This is a genomic window from Alcanivorax sp. (assembly GCF_051117345.1).
GTDB lineage: Bacteria > Pseudomonadota > Gammaproteobacteria > Pseudomonadales > Alcanivoracaceae > Alcanivorax.
The window spans coordinates 1-15,677 of record NZ_JBNPEC010000142.1; the positions used below are offsets into that span (position 1 = coordinate 1).

At 58.4% G+C, this 15,677-nt stretch carries 13 protein-coding genes and 1 pseudogene; 7 read left to right on the top strand and 7 right to left on the bottom strand.

The window, feature by feature from the left end:
- Positions 1–429, top strand: a 429-nt coding sequence (locus ACFE0K_RS09205; protein ID WP_434535783.1) for a LuxR C-terminal-related transcriptional regulator, incomplete at its 5' end; no start/stop codon positions are given.
- Positions 430–559: 130 nt separating this feature from the next.
- On the opposite strand, the gene ACFE0K_RS09210 is transcribed toward ACFE0K_RS09205, so the two are convergent.
- From ACFE0K_RS09210 to ACFE0K_RS09235, 6 genes are all read right to left on the bottom strand, one after another.
- Positions 560–4,027 (bottom strand): hybrid sensor histidine kinase/response regulator, encoded by a 3,468-nt coding sequence (locus tag ACFE0K_RS09210; protein ID WP_434535784.1) that lies wholly within the window; start codon positions 4,025–4,027, stop codon positions 560–562.
- Positions 4,028–4,163: 136 nt separating this feature from the next.
- Positions 4,164–4,382, bottom strand: a complete 219-nt coding sequence (locus ACFE0K_RS09215; protein WP_434535785.1) for a hypothetical protein — start codon at positions 4,380–4,382, stop codon at positions 4,164–4,166.
- Between the two features lie 21 nt (positions 4,383–4,403).
- Complete coding sequence (locus ACFE0K_RS09220) at positions 4,404–5,015, bottom strand: 3'-5' exonuclease (protein ID WP_434535786.1); 612 nt, start codon at positions 5,013–5,015, stop codon at positions 4,404–4,406.
- 30 nt (positions 5,016–5,045) lie between these two features.
- The gene (locus tag ACFE0K_RS09225) at positions 5,046–6,857 is read right to left on the bottom strand and encodes a putative nucleotidyltransferase substrate binding domain-containing protein (RefSeq protein WP_434535787.1); all 1,812 of its coding nucleotides are present in this window, start codon (positions 6,855–6,857) and stop codon (positions 5,046–5,048) included.
- Positions 6,858–7,052: 195 nt separating this feature from the next.
- A complete protein-coding gene (locus tag ACFE0K_RS09230; RefSeq protein ID WP_434535788.1) occupies positions 7,053–8,849 on the bottom strand; it encodes a sodium:solute symporter family protein in 1,797 nt (598 codons plus the stop codon).
- 13 nt (positions 8,850–8,862) lie between these two features.
- A complete protein-coding gene (locus ACFE0K_RS09235) occupies positions 8,863–9,120 on the bottom strand; it encodes a DUF4212 domain-containing protein (RefSeq protein ID WP_434535789.1) in 258 nt (85 codons plus the stop codon).
- A gap of 297 nt (positions 9,121–9,417) precedes the next feature.
- Between ACFE0K_RS09235 and ACFE0K_RS09240 the strand changes: the two genes are divergently transcribed.
- Entirely contained in the window at positions 9,418–10,440 is a 1,023-nt protein-coding gene (locus ACFE0K_RS09240; RefSeq protein WP_434535790.1) for an MBL fold metallo-hydrolase, read from the top strand.
- Here the strand turns inward: ACFE0K_RS09240 and ACFE0K_RS09245 are convergent.
- Entirely contained in the window at positions 10,388–11,350 is a 963-nt protein-coding gene (locus tag ACFE0K_RS09245) for a tRNA dihydrouridine synthase (protein WP_434535793.1), read from the bottom strand. The two genes, ACFE0K_RS09240 and ACFE0K_RS09245, sit on opposite strands and share 53 nt — an antisense overlap.
- Before the next feature lie 316 nt (positions 11,351–11,666).
- Here ACFE0K_RS09245 and ACFE0K_RS09250 point away from each other — a divergent pair, with 316 nt between their 5' ends.
- The 5 genes and pseudogenes from ACFE0K_RS09250 to ACFE0K_RS09270 all read left to right on the top strand — a co-directional run.
- Positions 11,667–12,677: a TRAP transporter substrate-binding protein gene (locus tag ACFE0K_RS09250; RefSeq protein ID WP_434535794.1), complete on the top strand. Its 1,011-nt coding sequence runs from the start codon at positions 11,667–11,669 to the stop codon at positions 12,675–12,677.
- Positions 12,678–12,858: 181 nt separating this feature from the next.
- Positions 12,859–13,434 carry a TRAP transporter small permease gene (locus tag ACFE0K_RS09255; RefSeq protein ID WP_434535791.1) on the top strand — a complete coding sequence of 192 codons (576 nt, stop codon included), beginning with the start codon at positions 12,859–12,861 and terminating at the stop codon, positions 13,432–13,434.
- A gap of 6 nt (positions 13,435–13,440) precedes the next feature.
- Entirely contained in the window at positions 13,441–14,724 is a 1,284-nt protein-coding gene (locus tag ACFE0K_RS09260) for a TRAP transporter large permease (protein WP_434535795.1), read from the top strand.
- 59 nt (positions 14,725–14,783) lie between these two features.
- Positions 14,784–15,224, top strand: a complete 441-nt coding sequence (locus ACFE0K_RS09265) for a universal stress protein (protein WP_434535792.1) — start codon at positions 14,784–14,786, stop codon at positions 15,222–15,224.
- A 28-nt stretch (positions 15,225–15,252) separates the two neighbouring features.
- Positions 15,253–15,677: pseudogene (locus ACFE0K_RS09270) on the top strand (porin); the annotation flags it as partial.

A 15,677-nucleotide genomic window follows, 5' to 3' on the forward strand; every position in this document is an offset into this window, starting at 1 on the left:
GTGCCGCTGGTGGTGATTTCCGCCACCGAAAGTGTCGATGTAATCCAGCGCGCCATTCACTTTGGTGCCGATGGTTTTATTCCCAAATCAGCCTCCATCGATACCATGACCGATGCCATGCGCAAGATCATGGATGGCGAGCGCTGGCTTCCGGAACACGCCCGCCGGGCCATGCCCCCCACCCTGCCCGACCACTCGGCCATGAGCGAACGCATCGCCAGCCTCACACCCCAGCAATTTCGGGTGATGGGAATGCTGATGGAAGGCATGCAGAACAAGGTCATCGCCTACGAGCTGGATGTCTCAGAAGCCACCATCAAGGCCCACATGACTGCCATCTTCCGCAAACTGGGTGTGCGCAACCGCACCCAGGCAGTACTGGCGCTGAAGGATTTGGCGATTGAACCGCAAGGAATGGAAGGCAGTTAACAGTGAATAGTGAACAGTTAACAGCTCGCGGTTTTGGGTTGATGGCTTCTGCAAGAATTGAGGCCGCGATCATGGCTTGGCCGCGGCCTCATGCATATTGCGCTCGGCGCGCACTATTAACTGTTCACTGTTAACTATTCACTGCCTCCAACGTCCGCCGCAGCATCCCCTCCGTCAACGGCTTCTGCAAAAAACCAATTCCCTGCTCTTCCGCGCGTTCGCGTACGGCCGGATTGCGGTCGGCGGTCATCAGGATAGCGGGGACCACGTCTTCCCAGCAGCCGTCCAGGCCGTCGATGACGGCAAAGCCATCTTCATCATCCAGCTGATAATCCACCAGCAGCACATCCGGGGCCGGACTGATGGCCGCTTTTTTCAAGGCGTCATCAAGGCCGCTGGCGGCGATCACCTCACAGTCGAGCATTTGCAGGGCGGCCACCAGGCTGGCGAGCAGCGCCGGGTCGTTATCCACACAGAAGACCCGCATACCCTGAATGCCCTGGCTAACGGTTTCTGTTTCCTGCAGTACCGGCGGCAGCTCACCCTTGGCCAGCGGCACGGTGACACTGAATACGGTGCCCTTGCCCGGCCAGGAGCGGACCGTTAACCGGTGCCCCAACAGACGACAGATGCGATCGGCAATGGCCAGGCCCAGCCCCAGGCCCTTAATCGCTTTTCGGCTTTGCTGCGGCAGGCGCTGGAATTCCCGGAAGATAGCCTCGTGCTGATCATCGGGAATCCCGGGGCCTGTGTCCCACACGTCAATGCGGATGGCATTGTGCTGGCGACGACAGCCAAAAAGAATACGCCCCTGCTCAGTATAGCGAATGGCATTGGAGAGCAGATTCTGCAGCACACGGCGCAACAGGCCTTCATCACTTTCCACCACGGCGTTACAGATGACCGCCCGCAGGCTGAGGTCATTGGCAGCAGCCAGCGCAGAAAACTCCTGGCTGAGCGGTTCCATTAAACGGCCCAGGCGTAACGGGTGAACATGGGCCGGCATGGTGCCGGTATCCAGCTTGCTGATTTCCATCAGTGCGCTAATGATCTGCTCGGCAGCCTGCAGCGAGGTGTCCACATGCCCGAGTACATCCACCTCATGAACAAAGCTACTACCATCACGCTTGATCAACTGCTGGCGCAGCGACGAGGTAAACAGCTGGGCGGCATTGAGTGGCTGCATCAGGTCATGCCCGGCGGCAGCCAGGAAACGGGTCTTGCCATCGTTGGCTCGGGCCAGTTTTTCATTTACCTCGGTGAGTTTGCGGGTGCGCTCGGAAACCATGTTCTCCAGGTTTTCGTTAATCTGACGCAGGGCCAGCTCATCGCGTTTACGTTCGGTGATATCCATGTAGGTACTGACAAAGCCACCACCGATCATGGGCGTGCCGCGCACGTCCACGACGATGCCGTTGGGCAGCTCCCGCTCGAACTGGTGGGAGTGGCCTTCGCGCAGCAACTGCACCCGCTTGCTCACATCCTCTTCCAGGTTGTCACCCTCGTAGTAGCCGCGCTCCGCGTTATAGCGATACACATCCTCAATGGACCGCCCCAGCCGGATCAGCCCCTCCGGGTAATCGAACAGCTTCACGTAGGCCTGATTCCAGGCCACCACCTGCATCTCTCGGTCCACCACACAAATACCCTGGCTGATGGTTTCGATGGTGGTGCGCAGCAACTGGTGATTGAACTGAATGAGTTCGGAGGCCTCATCCATCATCCGCACCACGTCGTCATGACGGCTGTTCTGCTTGCGCAACAGCGTGCTCATCACGATTCGCGCGGTAGACGCGCCCATGGTGCCCGCCAGCAACCGCTCCACATAGCGCACCAGATGCAAAGGCGCCGGCAATTCAAGCTCCTCGGACACACTGCGCCGACGCATGTAATCGAAGAACAGCGGCTCGGCTCGGGGATGGCCCAGCCCGCGTTTACACACTTCCAGCAGCTCTGCGGTAGTAATGGACGGGTGGCCAATACCTTCGCGCCACCAGTCCATGGGCATGTCCACAAACCGGGCCGCCTGGGCCTCGTCGAGAGCATCGTGGGGCGCACGCCGGGAAAAATAGATAAACGCTGCCAGGTTGCCCAACAGAGACCAGAACACCCCATGGGTGAGCGGCTCCAGCCCCTCGATGCCAAACAGGGCATGGGGGCGCAACAAGCCCAGCCCCAGCAGGCCCCGTTCGTTCAGCACCTGCACCCACTCCACCGGCAATATCACCGGCACCAACAAACAGTAAAACCACAGTAGAAAGCCGACACCCAGCCCCGCAAAGGCGCCCTGCTTGTGACCGGTGCGCCAGTACAGCGCTCCCACCAGCGCTGGCGCAAACTGGGCCACCGCCGCAAAAGACAGCAGGCCGATACTGGCCAGCCCATCGAAACGGTCAATCAGGGTATGGAAGGCGAAGGCCAGGCCCAGCAATACCAGAATGCTGGCCCGGCGCAGGAATCGCAGCTGCCGGCTCAAGCCGGCCAGTTGATCCTTTTCATGGAGCCGGGACTGCAGCCACAGAGGCAACAACACCTCGTTGGTGAGCATGATGGCCAGCGAGATGGTGGACACAATCACCATGCCGGTGGCCGCCGCGATGCCACCGATAAACGACACCATCAGCATGGCGGAATTATCCTGGGCCATGGGTAGCGACAGCATATAGGTGTCTGCCTGGCCGATCAGATACGGCTGGGTGATCACCCCTGCCACCACGATGGGCAACACAAAGATGGCAAACATCAGTAGATACAGAGGAAACAACCAACGGGTAGTGCGCAGGTGCCGCAGGTCATTGTTTTCCACTACCCCCGCATGGAACTGACGGGGCAGACAGAGAATCGCGACCATGGACAGCAACAGGGCGGTGACAAAACTCTGGGAAAACAGGGTGGGCTCGAAAATCTGCAGCACGTCACCTTGCAGCTCCAGTTGCTGCCACATATCCATGGGGCCATCGAAAATGGCATACAGGCAGTAAAGCCCCAGCAGCACAAAGGCCACCACCTTGATAAAGGACTCGAAGCTGACCGCCAGCATCAGGCCGGACTGGTGTTCGGTGGTATCGATATGGCGGGTACCGAACAGCAGGGTAAAGACCGCCATCAGTGCCGCCACCACCAAGGCGGTATCCACCCCGGATTGAGCGGAATCCTTGAGCACATAATCAAATGACAGGGTGACCGCTTTCAGCTGCAGGGCGATATAAGGCAACACGCCGATGATTGCCACCAGAGTGACCAGTACTGCCAGGCGGCGGGACTTGCCATAGCGGGCAGCAAGGAAATCGGCGATGGAGGTGATGTGATGCTGCTGAGCCACCGTGACCATCTTGTAGATCAGGGCGCCGCCCAACAGCACGGTGAGAATCGGGCCGAGGTAGATGGGCAGATAGTTCCAGCCGTTCTGGGCGGCTTCCCCCACCGCCCCGTAGAAGGTCCAGGAGGTGCAATAGACACCCAGGCCCAGGCTGTAGACCCAGGCATTCTGGAAGGTTTTCCGCCCCTGGCGTGCCGCCCGGTCACCCCACCAGGCGATCACGAACAGCACCAGCACATACCCCAGTGCCAGGCCACTCAGTTGCCACAATGAAAACACCGCCGCTCCCGGTTGGTTGTCAGTTTAACACCTGATGCTGAAGGGCCGGCGCCAGACGCAAGCCCCTATGCGCAGCACACTAACCCGTGTCAGGCGTCGAGCCTCCAGCGCCGGGCGTTGTTCTATTTTCTCGAGCTTATAACAAGCTTTGAGTGAAACGTAGCGCCACTGCCACGAGCAGCAAGGCGATGCCCGCCCGCTGCCATTTGAATTCGGACACGGTCAGTACCATTTCCCGACGCCAGAACGTCAGCAGGCCGCGGGTATCACGGGTGCGCTGCCAGTAACGCAGATAGGCATACAACACCACACAGAGGCCGGAGATCAGGGCAATTTTTTCGGCGTAGAGCATCATTTATCTCCTCGGGCAATCCGGCTAATTCAAGGTGGGCTTCTGCAATTGCAGGTACATCAACGCCGCTGTTACCGCATCGCCACGGGCGGTGTGCCGCTCCATGACGGGAACCTGCAGGGCGGCGGCCATGGCATCGAAGTGCAGATCCGGTTCCAACTCCGGCTTCCAGTGGCGCATTTTTTTCTGATACAGGGACGACAACTCGATGGTGGTGTTGGGCAGATCAAACCCCAGTAGTGGGCGCAGGTAGCGATTGACCATGGCCACATCGAAATCCACGCACCAGCCCACCAGGGGACGATTGCCGATAAAGTCCAGCAGCTGCTCCAGCGTAGCGACCACGGACTCGCCCTCCTCCAGATCCATCGGCCGCAAACGGTGAATGCGGATGGAACTGGCTTCCAGGCTAGCCGGAGCCGCCAGTTTGATATCCAGCGCCTGGCTGGTCAGCACCCGCCCCTGCTTCACGGGCACCGCGGCAATGGACACCAACTCAGCATGGCGGCTATCCAGACCCGTGGTTTCACAATCAATGGCGATCACATCGCTGCCTTCATAGGGCATGAACAGATGTGCGAAAGGCCCATGACCATGACGGTGTCGGTCACTCAAACGTCGCAGCTGTCTCAGCATGGCTTGTATCCTCGCACCCATGGGCCGTCCTCAGTATTCCAGATGGAAACGACGGGACAGGCGCTGCTTGAACTCACTGACCAGATGCAGAGCATCACGGAGCAGATCCCGCTCCAGGGATGACAGCCGTTGCACCACAATATGGTTGTCGGGAATATTCATGGCATCACCATGAAGGTGCTCCAATTGATGATTCAGGCGCAGCTCACTGAACAGCTCCATGGCTTCGCCCAGGTCTTCCGCAATGCCTGGCTCCAGCACCTTCGCTGCCACCAGCTTTTCCAGCCGTGACAGTGTTGAGGTTTCACGAATCCGCTGCTGCAACGCCAGAGCGCGCACGCCATGCACCACAGGAAACAGGGCACCCTTCTTGATATCGATACCATGCTGCGGTTTTTTCAGGGAGCCGAACAGATTCAGTGGCGTGGCAAACTGCAGAACAGGCCGGGCAAAATGGGCCATGAACAGATCGTCATGACTACAGCGATCGAACAAGGCCGAACGAACACTTTCCAGCAACCGGTTGTCCCCTGCCACACAATGGGCATCCATCAGGGTCGTGATGCGTATCAGGCCTTCGCCACCGGCATCCCCCGCCCAGTCATGAATACGTTGCTGCCACTGGCTCAGACTGCCCACCCATTCCGGGTTGGAAACCATGACCTTGCCGGGGCAAGGCGGGTAGCCCAGGGTCAGCAACGTTTCGGTAAAACGACGGGCATCGGTTTCACAGGAGGGCCATTGCTGACCATCCGCCAGGATCAGGCCATTGTCCTGATCGGTTTTCAGTATCTGCTCTCCGCGCCCCTCACTGCCCATGATGATCAAACAGGCCTGCTGCTGCTCGGCCGGCACCACCATGCCGAACGCCTTGGCCATGATGCGTCCGTTGAGGGCGGCCAGCAGATCCATGGCAAAGCGCATCTTTACGCCCTGGGCCATCAAGGCTTCCACCAGTTCCGGCAGACGTTCGCTGGCCTGCCGTAACTCATCCAGGGATTCCGCTTTCTCGATTTCCAGACCCACTACATAGGAACGGCTGGAAAAGAAGCTGAGCACATCGGTGAGCTCCACCACGCCCACCGCCTGCTCGCCGGCCATCACCACTACCCGGGCCACCTTGTGGCGGGTCATGCGGGTCAGCGCGGTAAACAGATAGTCGTCCGGGCGGGTGGTCACCAGCTGCCGCTCTGCCGCCGCGTCCAGCGGCGTGTCGGCAGTTTGTTCATTGAGTACCAGGGCGGTCAGCAGATCGGTCTTGGTGACAATGGCAAAGCCCTCATCACTGTGGATCAACACGCTGTCCACACCGTGCTGCTTGAGCGCCGTCACTGCATCGCGCAGGGTAGCCTTGGGGGCCATGATCAGGGGCTCGCGCATGCACTGATCCACCCGTGCCAGCATGAATCCGGCCAGGGTGACGCCCCCCTCCCGCCGCTCCGCCAGACGCTGACTTTTTTCCGCCAGCGTCTGGCGGAAGAAGCGGCCAAATTCCGGCTCACTGTCGCACAGCGCCAGAAACAGGGCGGCGGGAATCAGGTGACACAGAGTCTGCTGCTCGGCACGGAAGCGATAACGGCTACGGCCATTCAGTACACTGATGGCCCCGAAAAGATCCCCGGCGGCATACACCCCCACCTGGCTGCGGCCATCCGGGGCATTCACGTCCAGCTCTGCCACGCTGCCCTTGTGAACCACATAGACGTGATCACTGGGGCTGGCCGCCTCCAGAATAATATCGCCGGGTTCGTAATAGGCCAGATCGGTACCCTGGTTCAGGCGATGCCGACCCGCTGTTCCCAACAGGCTGAACGGATACTGGTCGAGTTCCTTTTCAATCATGCCCACGGACCGATCAATTAAAAGTGGAAAGTTCAACGTCCAAAACGCGAGAACAAAACAATTGGCTGGCTCCTGCCTTGGCCACGTTTCAACTTTGAACTTTCCACTTTTAACTCTCCTCCCTTATTTCGGAAAGCGCAAAACCGGTGCGGACTGACTGCTTCCACACCGGCTTCGCTCACCTCCTCTCTTTATTTAGTGCGCCACAGCGTCCCCGGCACCTCGCGGAACACGAATGTCTTCCACGATGTGCTGGATATGCTCCGGCGGCGGGGCGGTAAACCGGGACACGGTAAAGGCCACGGCAAAGTTGAGCAGCATGCCAACGGTACCAATACCTTCCGGAGACACGCCCAGCAGCCAGTGCTCGGCACTGTTCAGATCCGGAGACACGAACTTGAAGAAGACGATGTAGCAGAAGGTGAAGGCCAACCCGGTGAGCATGCCGGCGATGGCGCCTTCCTTGTTCATGCGCTTGTAGAAGATGCCCATGAGGATCACCGGGAAGAAGCTCGCCGCTGCCAGGCCGAAGGCAAATGCCACCACCTGGGCCACAAAGCCCGGCGGGTTGATACCGAAGTAGCCGGCGATACAGATCGCCACCACTGCAGCCCCACGGGCCGCCAGCAACTCCTGCTTCTCGGTGATATCCGGCTTCAGGGTCTTCTTCAGCAGGTCATGGGAAATGGCACTGGAAATCACCAGCAACAGCCCTGCCGCCGTGGACAATGCTGCCGCGACGCCACCGGCCGCGACCAGCGCGATCACCCAGGCCGGCAGGTTGCCGATTTCCGGGTTGGCCAGCACGATGATGTCGCGGTCGATATATACCTCGGCATCATTGTCGGTGGGCGTATTGGTCAGAACCCGCTCGCCATAGCTGCCCTGCACTTCAGCACGGCTACCGGCAAAAGTGGGCTTGCCTTCGAAAGGAGCGCCGGCACTCATTTGCACCGCACCGTCACCATTCTTGTCCACCCAGCCGATCAGGCCGGAGTTTTCCCAGTTATAGAACCAGTCAGGCAGCTTTTCATACTGGGTCTGGTGAACCGTATCGATCAGGTTGAGGCGGGCAAAGGCACCCACTGCAGGTGCAGAGGTGTACAGCAGGGCAATGAAGAACAGCGCCCAGCCAGCACTGATACGGGCATCCTTTACCCGCGGCACAGTGAAAAAACGAACGATCACGTGGGGCAGACCGGCAGTGCCACACATCAGCGCAGCGGCGATAAAGAACACATCAATGGTGGACTTGGAGCCATCGGTATATTCGGTAAAGCCCAGGTCCGTAACCACCTGATCCAGTTTATTGAGCAGATAGACCCCGGAATCATTACCTGCCGCATCCAGCACGGTGGCACCAAAACCGGTCTGTGGCAGCACATGGCCAGTCATCATGATGGACAGGAAGACTGCCGGCACCAGGAAGGCAAAGATAAGCACGCAATACTGAGCTACCTGGGTGTAGGTAATCCCTTTCATGCCGCCCAGTACCGCATAGAAGAAAACGATGCCCATACCGATAACCACACCGGTATTCACATTCACTTCCAGGAAACGGGCAAACACAATACCGGTGCCACGCATCTGCCCGGCCACGTAGGTAAAGGACACGAAGATCACACAAATCACGGCCACGGTTCGCGCCACGTTCGAGTAGTAACGGTCACCGATAAAATCGGGCACCGTAAACTTGCCGAACTTGCGAAGATAAGGGGCCAGCAACATGGCCAGCAACACATACCCCCCCGTCCACCCCATCAGGTAGACCGAGGCGTCGTAACCGGAGTAGGCAATAATCCCCGCCATGGAAATAAAAGAGGCTGCGGACATCCAGTCCGCCGCCGTGGCCGCGCCGTTGGCGATGGGAGACACACCGCCACCGGCCACGTAAAAATCTTTGGTCGACCCGGCTCGTGACCAGATCGCAATCCCGATGTAGAGCGCAAAGGAACCGCCCACAAAGAGATAGGTGAGTGTTTGAACATCCATAATCTTACCCCTCTCAGTCTTCGTGGACGTCGAATTTACGATCCAGTTTGTTCATGGATCGCGCATACATGATGATCAGCACCAGGAACACATAGATGGCTCCCTGCTGCGCAAACCAGAAACCCAGTTTGAATCCGAAAAACTGAATCTGATTGAGTTCATCCACCAGCAGGATGCCGCAGCCATAGGAGACGGCGAACCAGATAGCCAGGTAGGTCAGAATCAATCGCAGGTTGGCAGCCCAATAGGCGCGGGCATTTTCTTCTTTCATTACTCGTCCCTCTGCGTCCTCGTTGTAGCGGGCTATCCGCAATGTCGGGATAGGCTCGCTATCAAGACTAGCCAAAGGGCATCGGCGGCACAGTATGACTTTAGTCGAAGCCCAGGCAGACCGGGCGGACGGGATGAAGCGAGGATATGGCTGACAGAAAAATCCGTCAGCATCGTGTCGACTTTGCGAAAGAGCACGGTCTATTGCGGTAGATTCCCTGTCAGAATGCAGGTTTTCCGTTAAAATGCGTCCCCAGGCCCGGAACGGCCTGCCCACAGAACAAACATTGGATGTCCCATGAAAATTGCGCGATGGATCATCGGCGCCCTTTTGGTAGCGGCTGTTGCTATCACTGTGTCATTCCAGCTATCCCCGTCCCGGGATCACTGGCCCGTTGCCCAGGCTCAGCCTCAGGCACAACCTGGCGAGGTTACCCTTACCTTCCTCGGCACCAGCACCGTGCTTGTCAGCGATGGCACCACCCACTTGCTCACCGACGGCTACTTTTCCCGGGTCAGCATTCCCCAGCTTTTTGGCAAGATCGAACCCGATCAACAGCGTATCGATAATGCCCTGAAACAGGCGAACATCAGCGAGCTGGATGCCATTCCGGTACTGCACTCCCATTTCGACCATGCCATGGACTCTCCTCTGGTAGCGCAACGCACCGGGGCTCAGCTGCTGGGATCTGCGTCTACCGCCATGGTGGGCCGCGGCGGTGGCTTGCCGGAAGCACGCATCACAACGGTACAAACCCACCACCCCTACCGGTTCGGCGATTTCACGCTCTACTTTGTCCCCGCCGGCCACGTGCCCTTACCGGCAGCCATCGAAAACTGGACTGGCAAGGGCGAGATTACCGAACCGGTAACGCCACCGGCGCCGCTGGGCGCCTGGGAAGAAGGAACCAGCTACGGGCTGGTGATCAGCCACCCCGCCGGCAGGCTGCTGATTCAGGGTAGCGCCGGCATGCAGCCCGGCGAACTGGACCGCTACCAGGCAGATTATGCGCTGCTGGCCAGCGCCAGCCTTGGCAAGCAAAGCGAGGCCTACCAGCAGGCCTTCATGGAGGAAACCGCCCAGGCGGTGGGGGCGCACACGGTGATACCGGTGCACTGGGATGATTTTTTCGCAGAACTTCGTGACGATGTAGCGCCATTGCCATGGGCACTGGACAATCTGGATGCCTCATTCCATGCCATGGCCGACCGCCACGATGGGGATTTTTTTGTGCTGCCGCCGTTCCAGCGCTTTACCCTGACACCACCTATTTCGGCATCGGCACAGCGCTCTCAGGTGCCGACAGAAACGGCGCCATAGCCAGGGGATCGGATTCCCGCTTGATCTGCTCCAGCAGCACACCAGCTTGGGGCCATTGACGACGCAGATAGCTGAGCCATTGTTTGACCCGTCCCGCTACCTGGGCATCAGTGCCGGTGCCGATAATATCGGCCAGGAACTGGCTCAACACCGGCGGGATATCGTCCCAGCGCGTGGCGCGGCCTTCATCCCGTAGCGCATTGACCAGCCAGGGATCCGCTACCGCTCCGCGACCCAACATCAAATCCTGGCAACCACTTTCCTGCTGACAGCGGCGGGCGTCTTCCGGAGTCCAGATTTCCCCGTTGGCAATCACCGGCAGTGAGATGGCCTCTCGAATATGACTGATCCGGTCCCAGTAGGCCGGCGGCCGGTAACCCTGACGCTTGGTGCGACCATGAACCGTCAGCCAGGCGGCCCCCGCCGCCTCCACCGCCCGGGCATTATCCAGCGCCAGCGCATCCTCTTCATTACCCAGCCGCATCTTCACCGACACGGTAATGGATGACGGCACAGCCCGGCGCACTGCTGCCGTGACCGCATGCACCACGTCCGGCTCATCAAGCAGCACAGCGCCACCACGATGGCGATTGACGGTTTTTGCCGGGCAGCCGAAATTCAGATCGATGGCTGGCGCGCCCAGCTCCACCGCCTGGGCCGCATTCTCCGCCATACAGGCAGGGTCCGAGCCCAGCAATTGCACATGCACGGGAATTCCCGCCCGGGTACGAGAGCCCTGTTTCAGCTCCGGACACCAGCGATAGAAGACACGGGGCGGCAACAGCTGACCGCTGACACGGACAAACTCGCTGACACACCAGTCATAACGGCCCACGTCGGTGAGGGCCTGGCGGACCCAGAAGTCAGCCAGGCCTTCCATGGGGGCAAGGATCAGTTTCATGGCGCGGATTCTAACAGAAAGCGTCGCCAGCTCCCCGGCTGTTTTCCGCTGAAACCAGCAGCGTACCGCCACTCCTCGGCAATCCGACTGCCCGAAAAACGGTAAAAAGACCCACTCCGACACAACCGGCATCGGTCCACAAAACCCGTGATGCTCCTGACATAAACGGGACCCGGTTTCTTGCACTTCCGGTTTTCCTTTGCCAAGGTAAACCTCAATGTTCGTGAAAAATGGAAGATTTTGCGGGCATTGTTTCACCGTCAACCAGACATGAGGGTACACAATGACCATTCGATCACTAGCAGGCGCCGTCGCGGCCACAGTGATGATGGCGTCACTGGCAGCATGTAGCGATAACGCTGAAGAGCCCGCCGCCAGCGCCGAAGCACAGGGACAGAACTGGCGCTATGCCCACGAAGAATACGAAGGTGATGTGCAGGATGTTTTCGCACACAAATTCAAGGAATACATCGAAGACAACTCGGCACATACGGTACAGATTCATCGCTTTGGTGAGCTGGGTGAATCCGACGACATCATGGAACTGACCCAGGCCGGCGTGCTGCAGTTCGTCAACCAGTCACCGGGCTTTACCGGTTCCCTGATCCCCGAGGCACAGATCTTCTTCATTCCTTACTTGTTGCCGGTGGAATCCGAAAAAGTGGTTACCTTCTTTGAGGAAAGCAAGGCCATCAACGAGATGTTCCCCAAGCTCTACGCCGAACAGGGCCTGGAACTGCTGACCATGTACCCGGAAGGGGAAGTCGTCATTACTGCGGATGAACCGGTGACGTCACCGGAAGGTTTTCAGGGCAAGAATATCCGCACCATGACCAATCCACTGCTTTCCGAAACCTACCAGGCTTTCGGTGCTACCCCGACCCCCCTACCCTGGGGCGAAGTGTACGGTGCCCTGCAGACCAATATCATTCAGGGGCAGGAAAATCCCATTTTCTGGATCCAGTCCGGCGGGCTCTATGAAGTGTCACCGAACCTGATATTCACCGGCCATAACCAGTTCACCACGGCCATGATGGCCAACCAGGAATTCTTCAACGGCCTGTCTGAAGAAGATAAAGAACTGGTTCGCAATGCCACCGATCACGCCTTCGACCATATTGCAGACTACGTGCCCGGTCTTGGCGAAAAAATGCTCGACAAGATTCTTGAAGACAGTGACGAGGTGACCGTTACCCGCCTGACTAAAGAACAGCGTCAGGCATTCCGGGAACGGGCTCCACAAGTGGAAAACCGGTTCGTGGAAATGACCGGCGAGAGCGGCGCCGAACTGCTTGAACAGTTCAAGGCTGACCTTGAAGCCATTGAAAACGAATAACAGGTAATACCACGCCGGGGCCGAACAGCTCTGCGGTCGGATCCCGGCGACTGATCAATTCCGGAACCCTGAATAGCAGTACAGGATTCCACGGGGTTCCCCGGCCACACCAGAATCACGACAAGCCGGGGGCGCGGATCAGGATGATCCGCTCAACCGGAAATTGCAGAAGGACGCTATCATGAACGATGGGGCTCCATCACCGCAGAAGTCTACCCTGCCAGGCTTTCTCGGCACCCTCGACAACGGCATCGCCAACGTCGAAGCCGTTATTCTCGCCACCGGCGTTCTGCTCATGGCCATCAATACGGTGGCAAACGTAGTAGGCCGTTTCATTCTTGGCGAAAGCCTGCACTTCTCCGAAGAACTCAATCGCATACTGATCGTCATGATCACTTTTGCCGGACTGGGTTATGCGGCCCGCCATGGCCGGCATATTCGCATGTCCGCCATCTATGATGTGTTCCCGACGACAGTCCGCCGGTGGATGATGATTCTGATCAGTTTCGTCACCTCCGTGATCATGTTTTTCCTTTGCTGGTATTCGGTCAGCTATATCTACTCGGTGTACAGCAGCGGCCGGGTACTGCCCACCCTGGGCTTTCCCATTTATCTGATTTATCTGTGGGTGCCGGTGGGTCTCGCCGTCACAGGCATTCAGTACTTCATGGCCGGGATAAAGAATATTTTCTCCCGGGACGTGTATCTGTCCACCACGGTGCTGGATGGTTACGACGAACAGGAAACGGAGATCTGACTGATGATGGCCTGGATCATGTTTCTAGTCATGCTGGTGCTGTTGCTGTTCGGGTTTCCGATGATGGTACCGCTGATCGTCGGCGCCGTGGTCGGCTTCGTGATGATGTTCGACGGTTTCGACCGCATGGATTTCTTTATCCAGCAAATGCTCGCCGGCATTCGTCCGACCGCCCTGATAGCGGTTCCCATGTTTATCCTTGCTGCCGACATCATGACCCGTGGTCACTCTGCCAATCGGCTGGTTAACATGGTGATGGCCTTTATCGGGCACATCAAAGGTGGGCTGGCGGTTAGTACTGCGGCCTCCTGCACCCTGTTCGGCGCGGTGTCCGGCTCTACCCAGGCCACCGTGGTGGCCGTTGGCTCGCCGCTGCGCCCGCGCATGCTGGAATCCGGTTACAAGGATTCCTTTACGCTGGCGCTGATCATCAACGCCAGCGACATCGCCTTTCTGATTCCGCCCAGCATCGGCATGATTATTTACGGGGTGATTACCGGCACCTCTATCGCCGAGCTGTTTATCGCCGGCATTGGCCCAGGCCTGCTTATCCTGTTGATGTTCTCCGCCTACTGTGTGATCTACGCCCATACCCAGAAGGTGCCCACCGAACCCAAGGCCAGCTGGAACGAGCGCTTTTCCTCGGTGCGAAAAGCACTCTGGCCATTGGGCTTTCCCGTCATCATTGTCGGCGGTATCTACGGCGGTATTTTCAGCCCCACGGAAGCCGCCGCTGCCTGTGTGCTGTATGCGGTCATTCTGGAATTCGTCATCTTCCGCTCGCTCAAGGCCATGGATATCTATGCCATTGCCAAGTCCACCGGCCTGATCACCGCTGTGGTGTTTATTCTGGTGGCCGTCGGTAACGGCTTCTCCTGGATCATCTCCTTTGCCCAGATCCCACAGACCTTGCTCGGGGCGATCGGTATCAATGAAGCGGGGCCTTTCGGCGTACTCATGGCCATTGCCGTGGCCTTCTTTATTGCCTGCATGTTTGTGGACCCCATCGTGGTGATCCTGGTACTCACCCCCATTTTCGCGCCGGCGGTGGCCTCTGCCGGTCTCGATCCGGTGCATGTAGGGATACTGATTACCATGATGGTGGCGGTCGGCTCGGCAACGCCGCCTTTTGGCTGTGACATCTTTACTGCCATCGCCATTTTCAAACGCCCGTACTGGGAAGTGATACGGGGCACCCCACCTTTCGTCATCATGCTTCTGGCAGCCACCTTGCTGGTTATCGTGTTTCCACAGATTGCCCTGTGCCTGCGAGATCTGGTCTTCAACTGATTGTAGCGAGGAATAAGGAGCCTCTGAATAACTCCCTAACTCCCCGCAAGGAGGCAGTTATGTACCAAAGGATTCTGGTTCCCGTGGATGGCTCCCAGGGCTCGCTCAAGGCCCTGGACCATGCCGCCAAGCTTCAGCAGGACAACGATGCCGAGCTGTATCTGCTCTGCGTCTTCAAACACCACAGTCTGTTCGAGGCGTCCCTGTCCATGGTTCGCCCCAACGATGTACAGCTGCCAGACGAGGCGCTAAAGGAATACGCCTCATCGGTGGCAGACCAGGCAAAACAGCTGGCCTCCGACGCTGGTGCCGAACAGGTACGGGCCTTCGTCAAGGGAGGCAGGCCCTCTCGGGCCATTATCCGTTTTGCCAAAGACAACAACGTGGACCTGATCGTGATGGGTTCACGAGGCACCAGTGGCGATGTGGACGGCTACTTTCTGGGCAGTGTCTCCCAGCGAGTCGCCAGCCTGTCGCACTGCCCGGTATTGATTGTCTGAATCTAAAACAAAAGAAGGGAGTTCAAGGATGAAATACCCACACACTCTGCCGCTCAGCACGGCGTTGCTCACCGGCATGGCCGTTCTGCCTGCCAATGCGGCACTGACGGTGACCCCCTACGGTTCATTGCGTATCCAGGCGGAAGCCGTTTCGGTGGATCAAGCCCAGCCCGGAGAAGACGACTCCTATACCGGCCTGCGCGACGCCTATTCGCGGCTCGGCGTCAACGCCAGCTATAACGACTTCGACAACGTGGATATCACTGCCACGCTGGAATTTCCGATCAACTCTGCCCGCCTGCGCGCCGAGGACCCCACCTTCTTTCATGAACTTTATAAAGAAGACAACAACAGCATGCCCCGTGTTGCGACGATTTCTGCGGCCCACGATCAGTACGGTAGTGTGACGGCTGGCACCCCATGGCTGGCCTACTACAACAATGTGGCCTCACC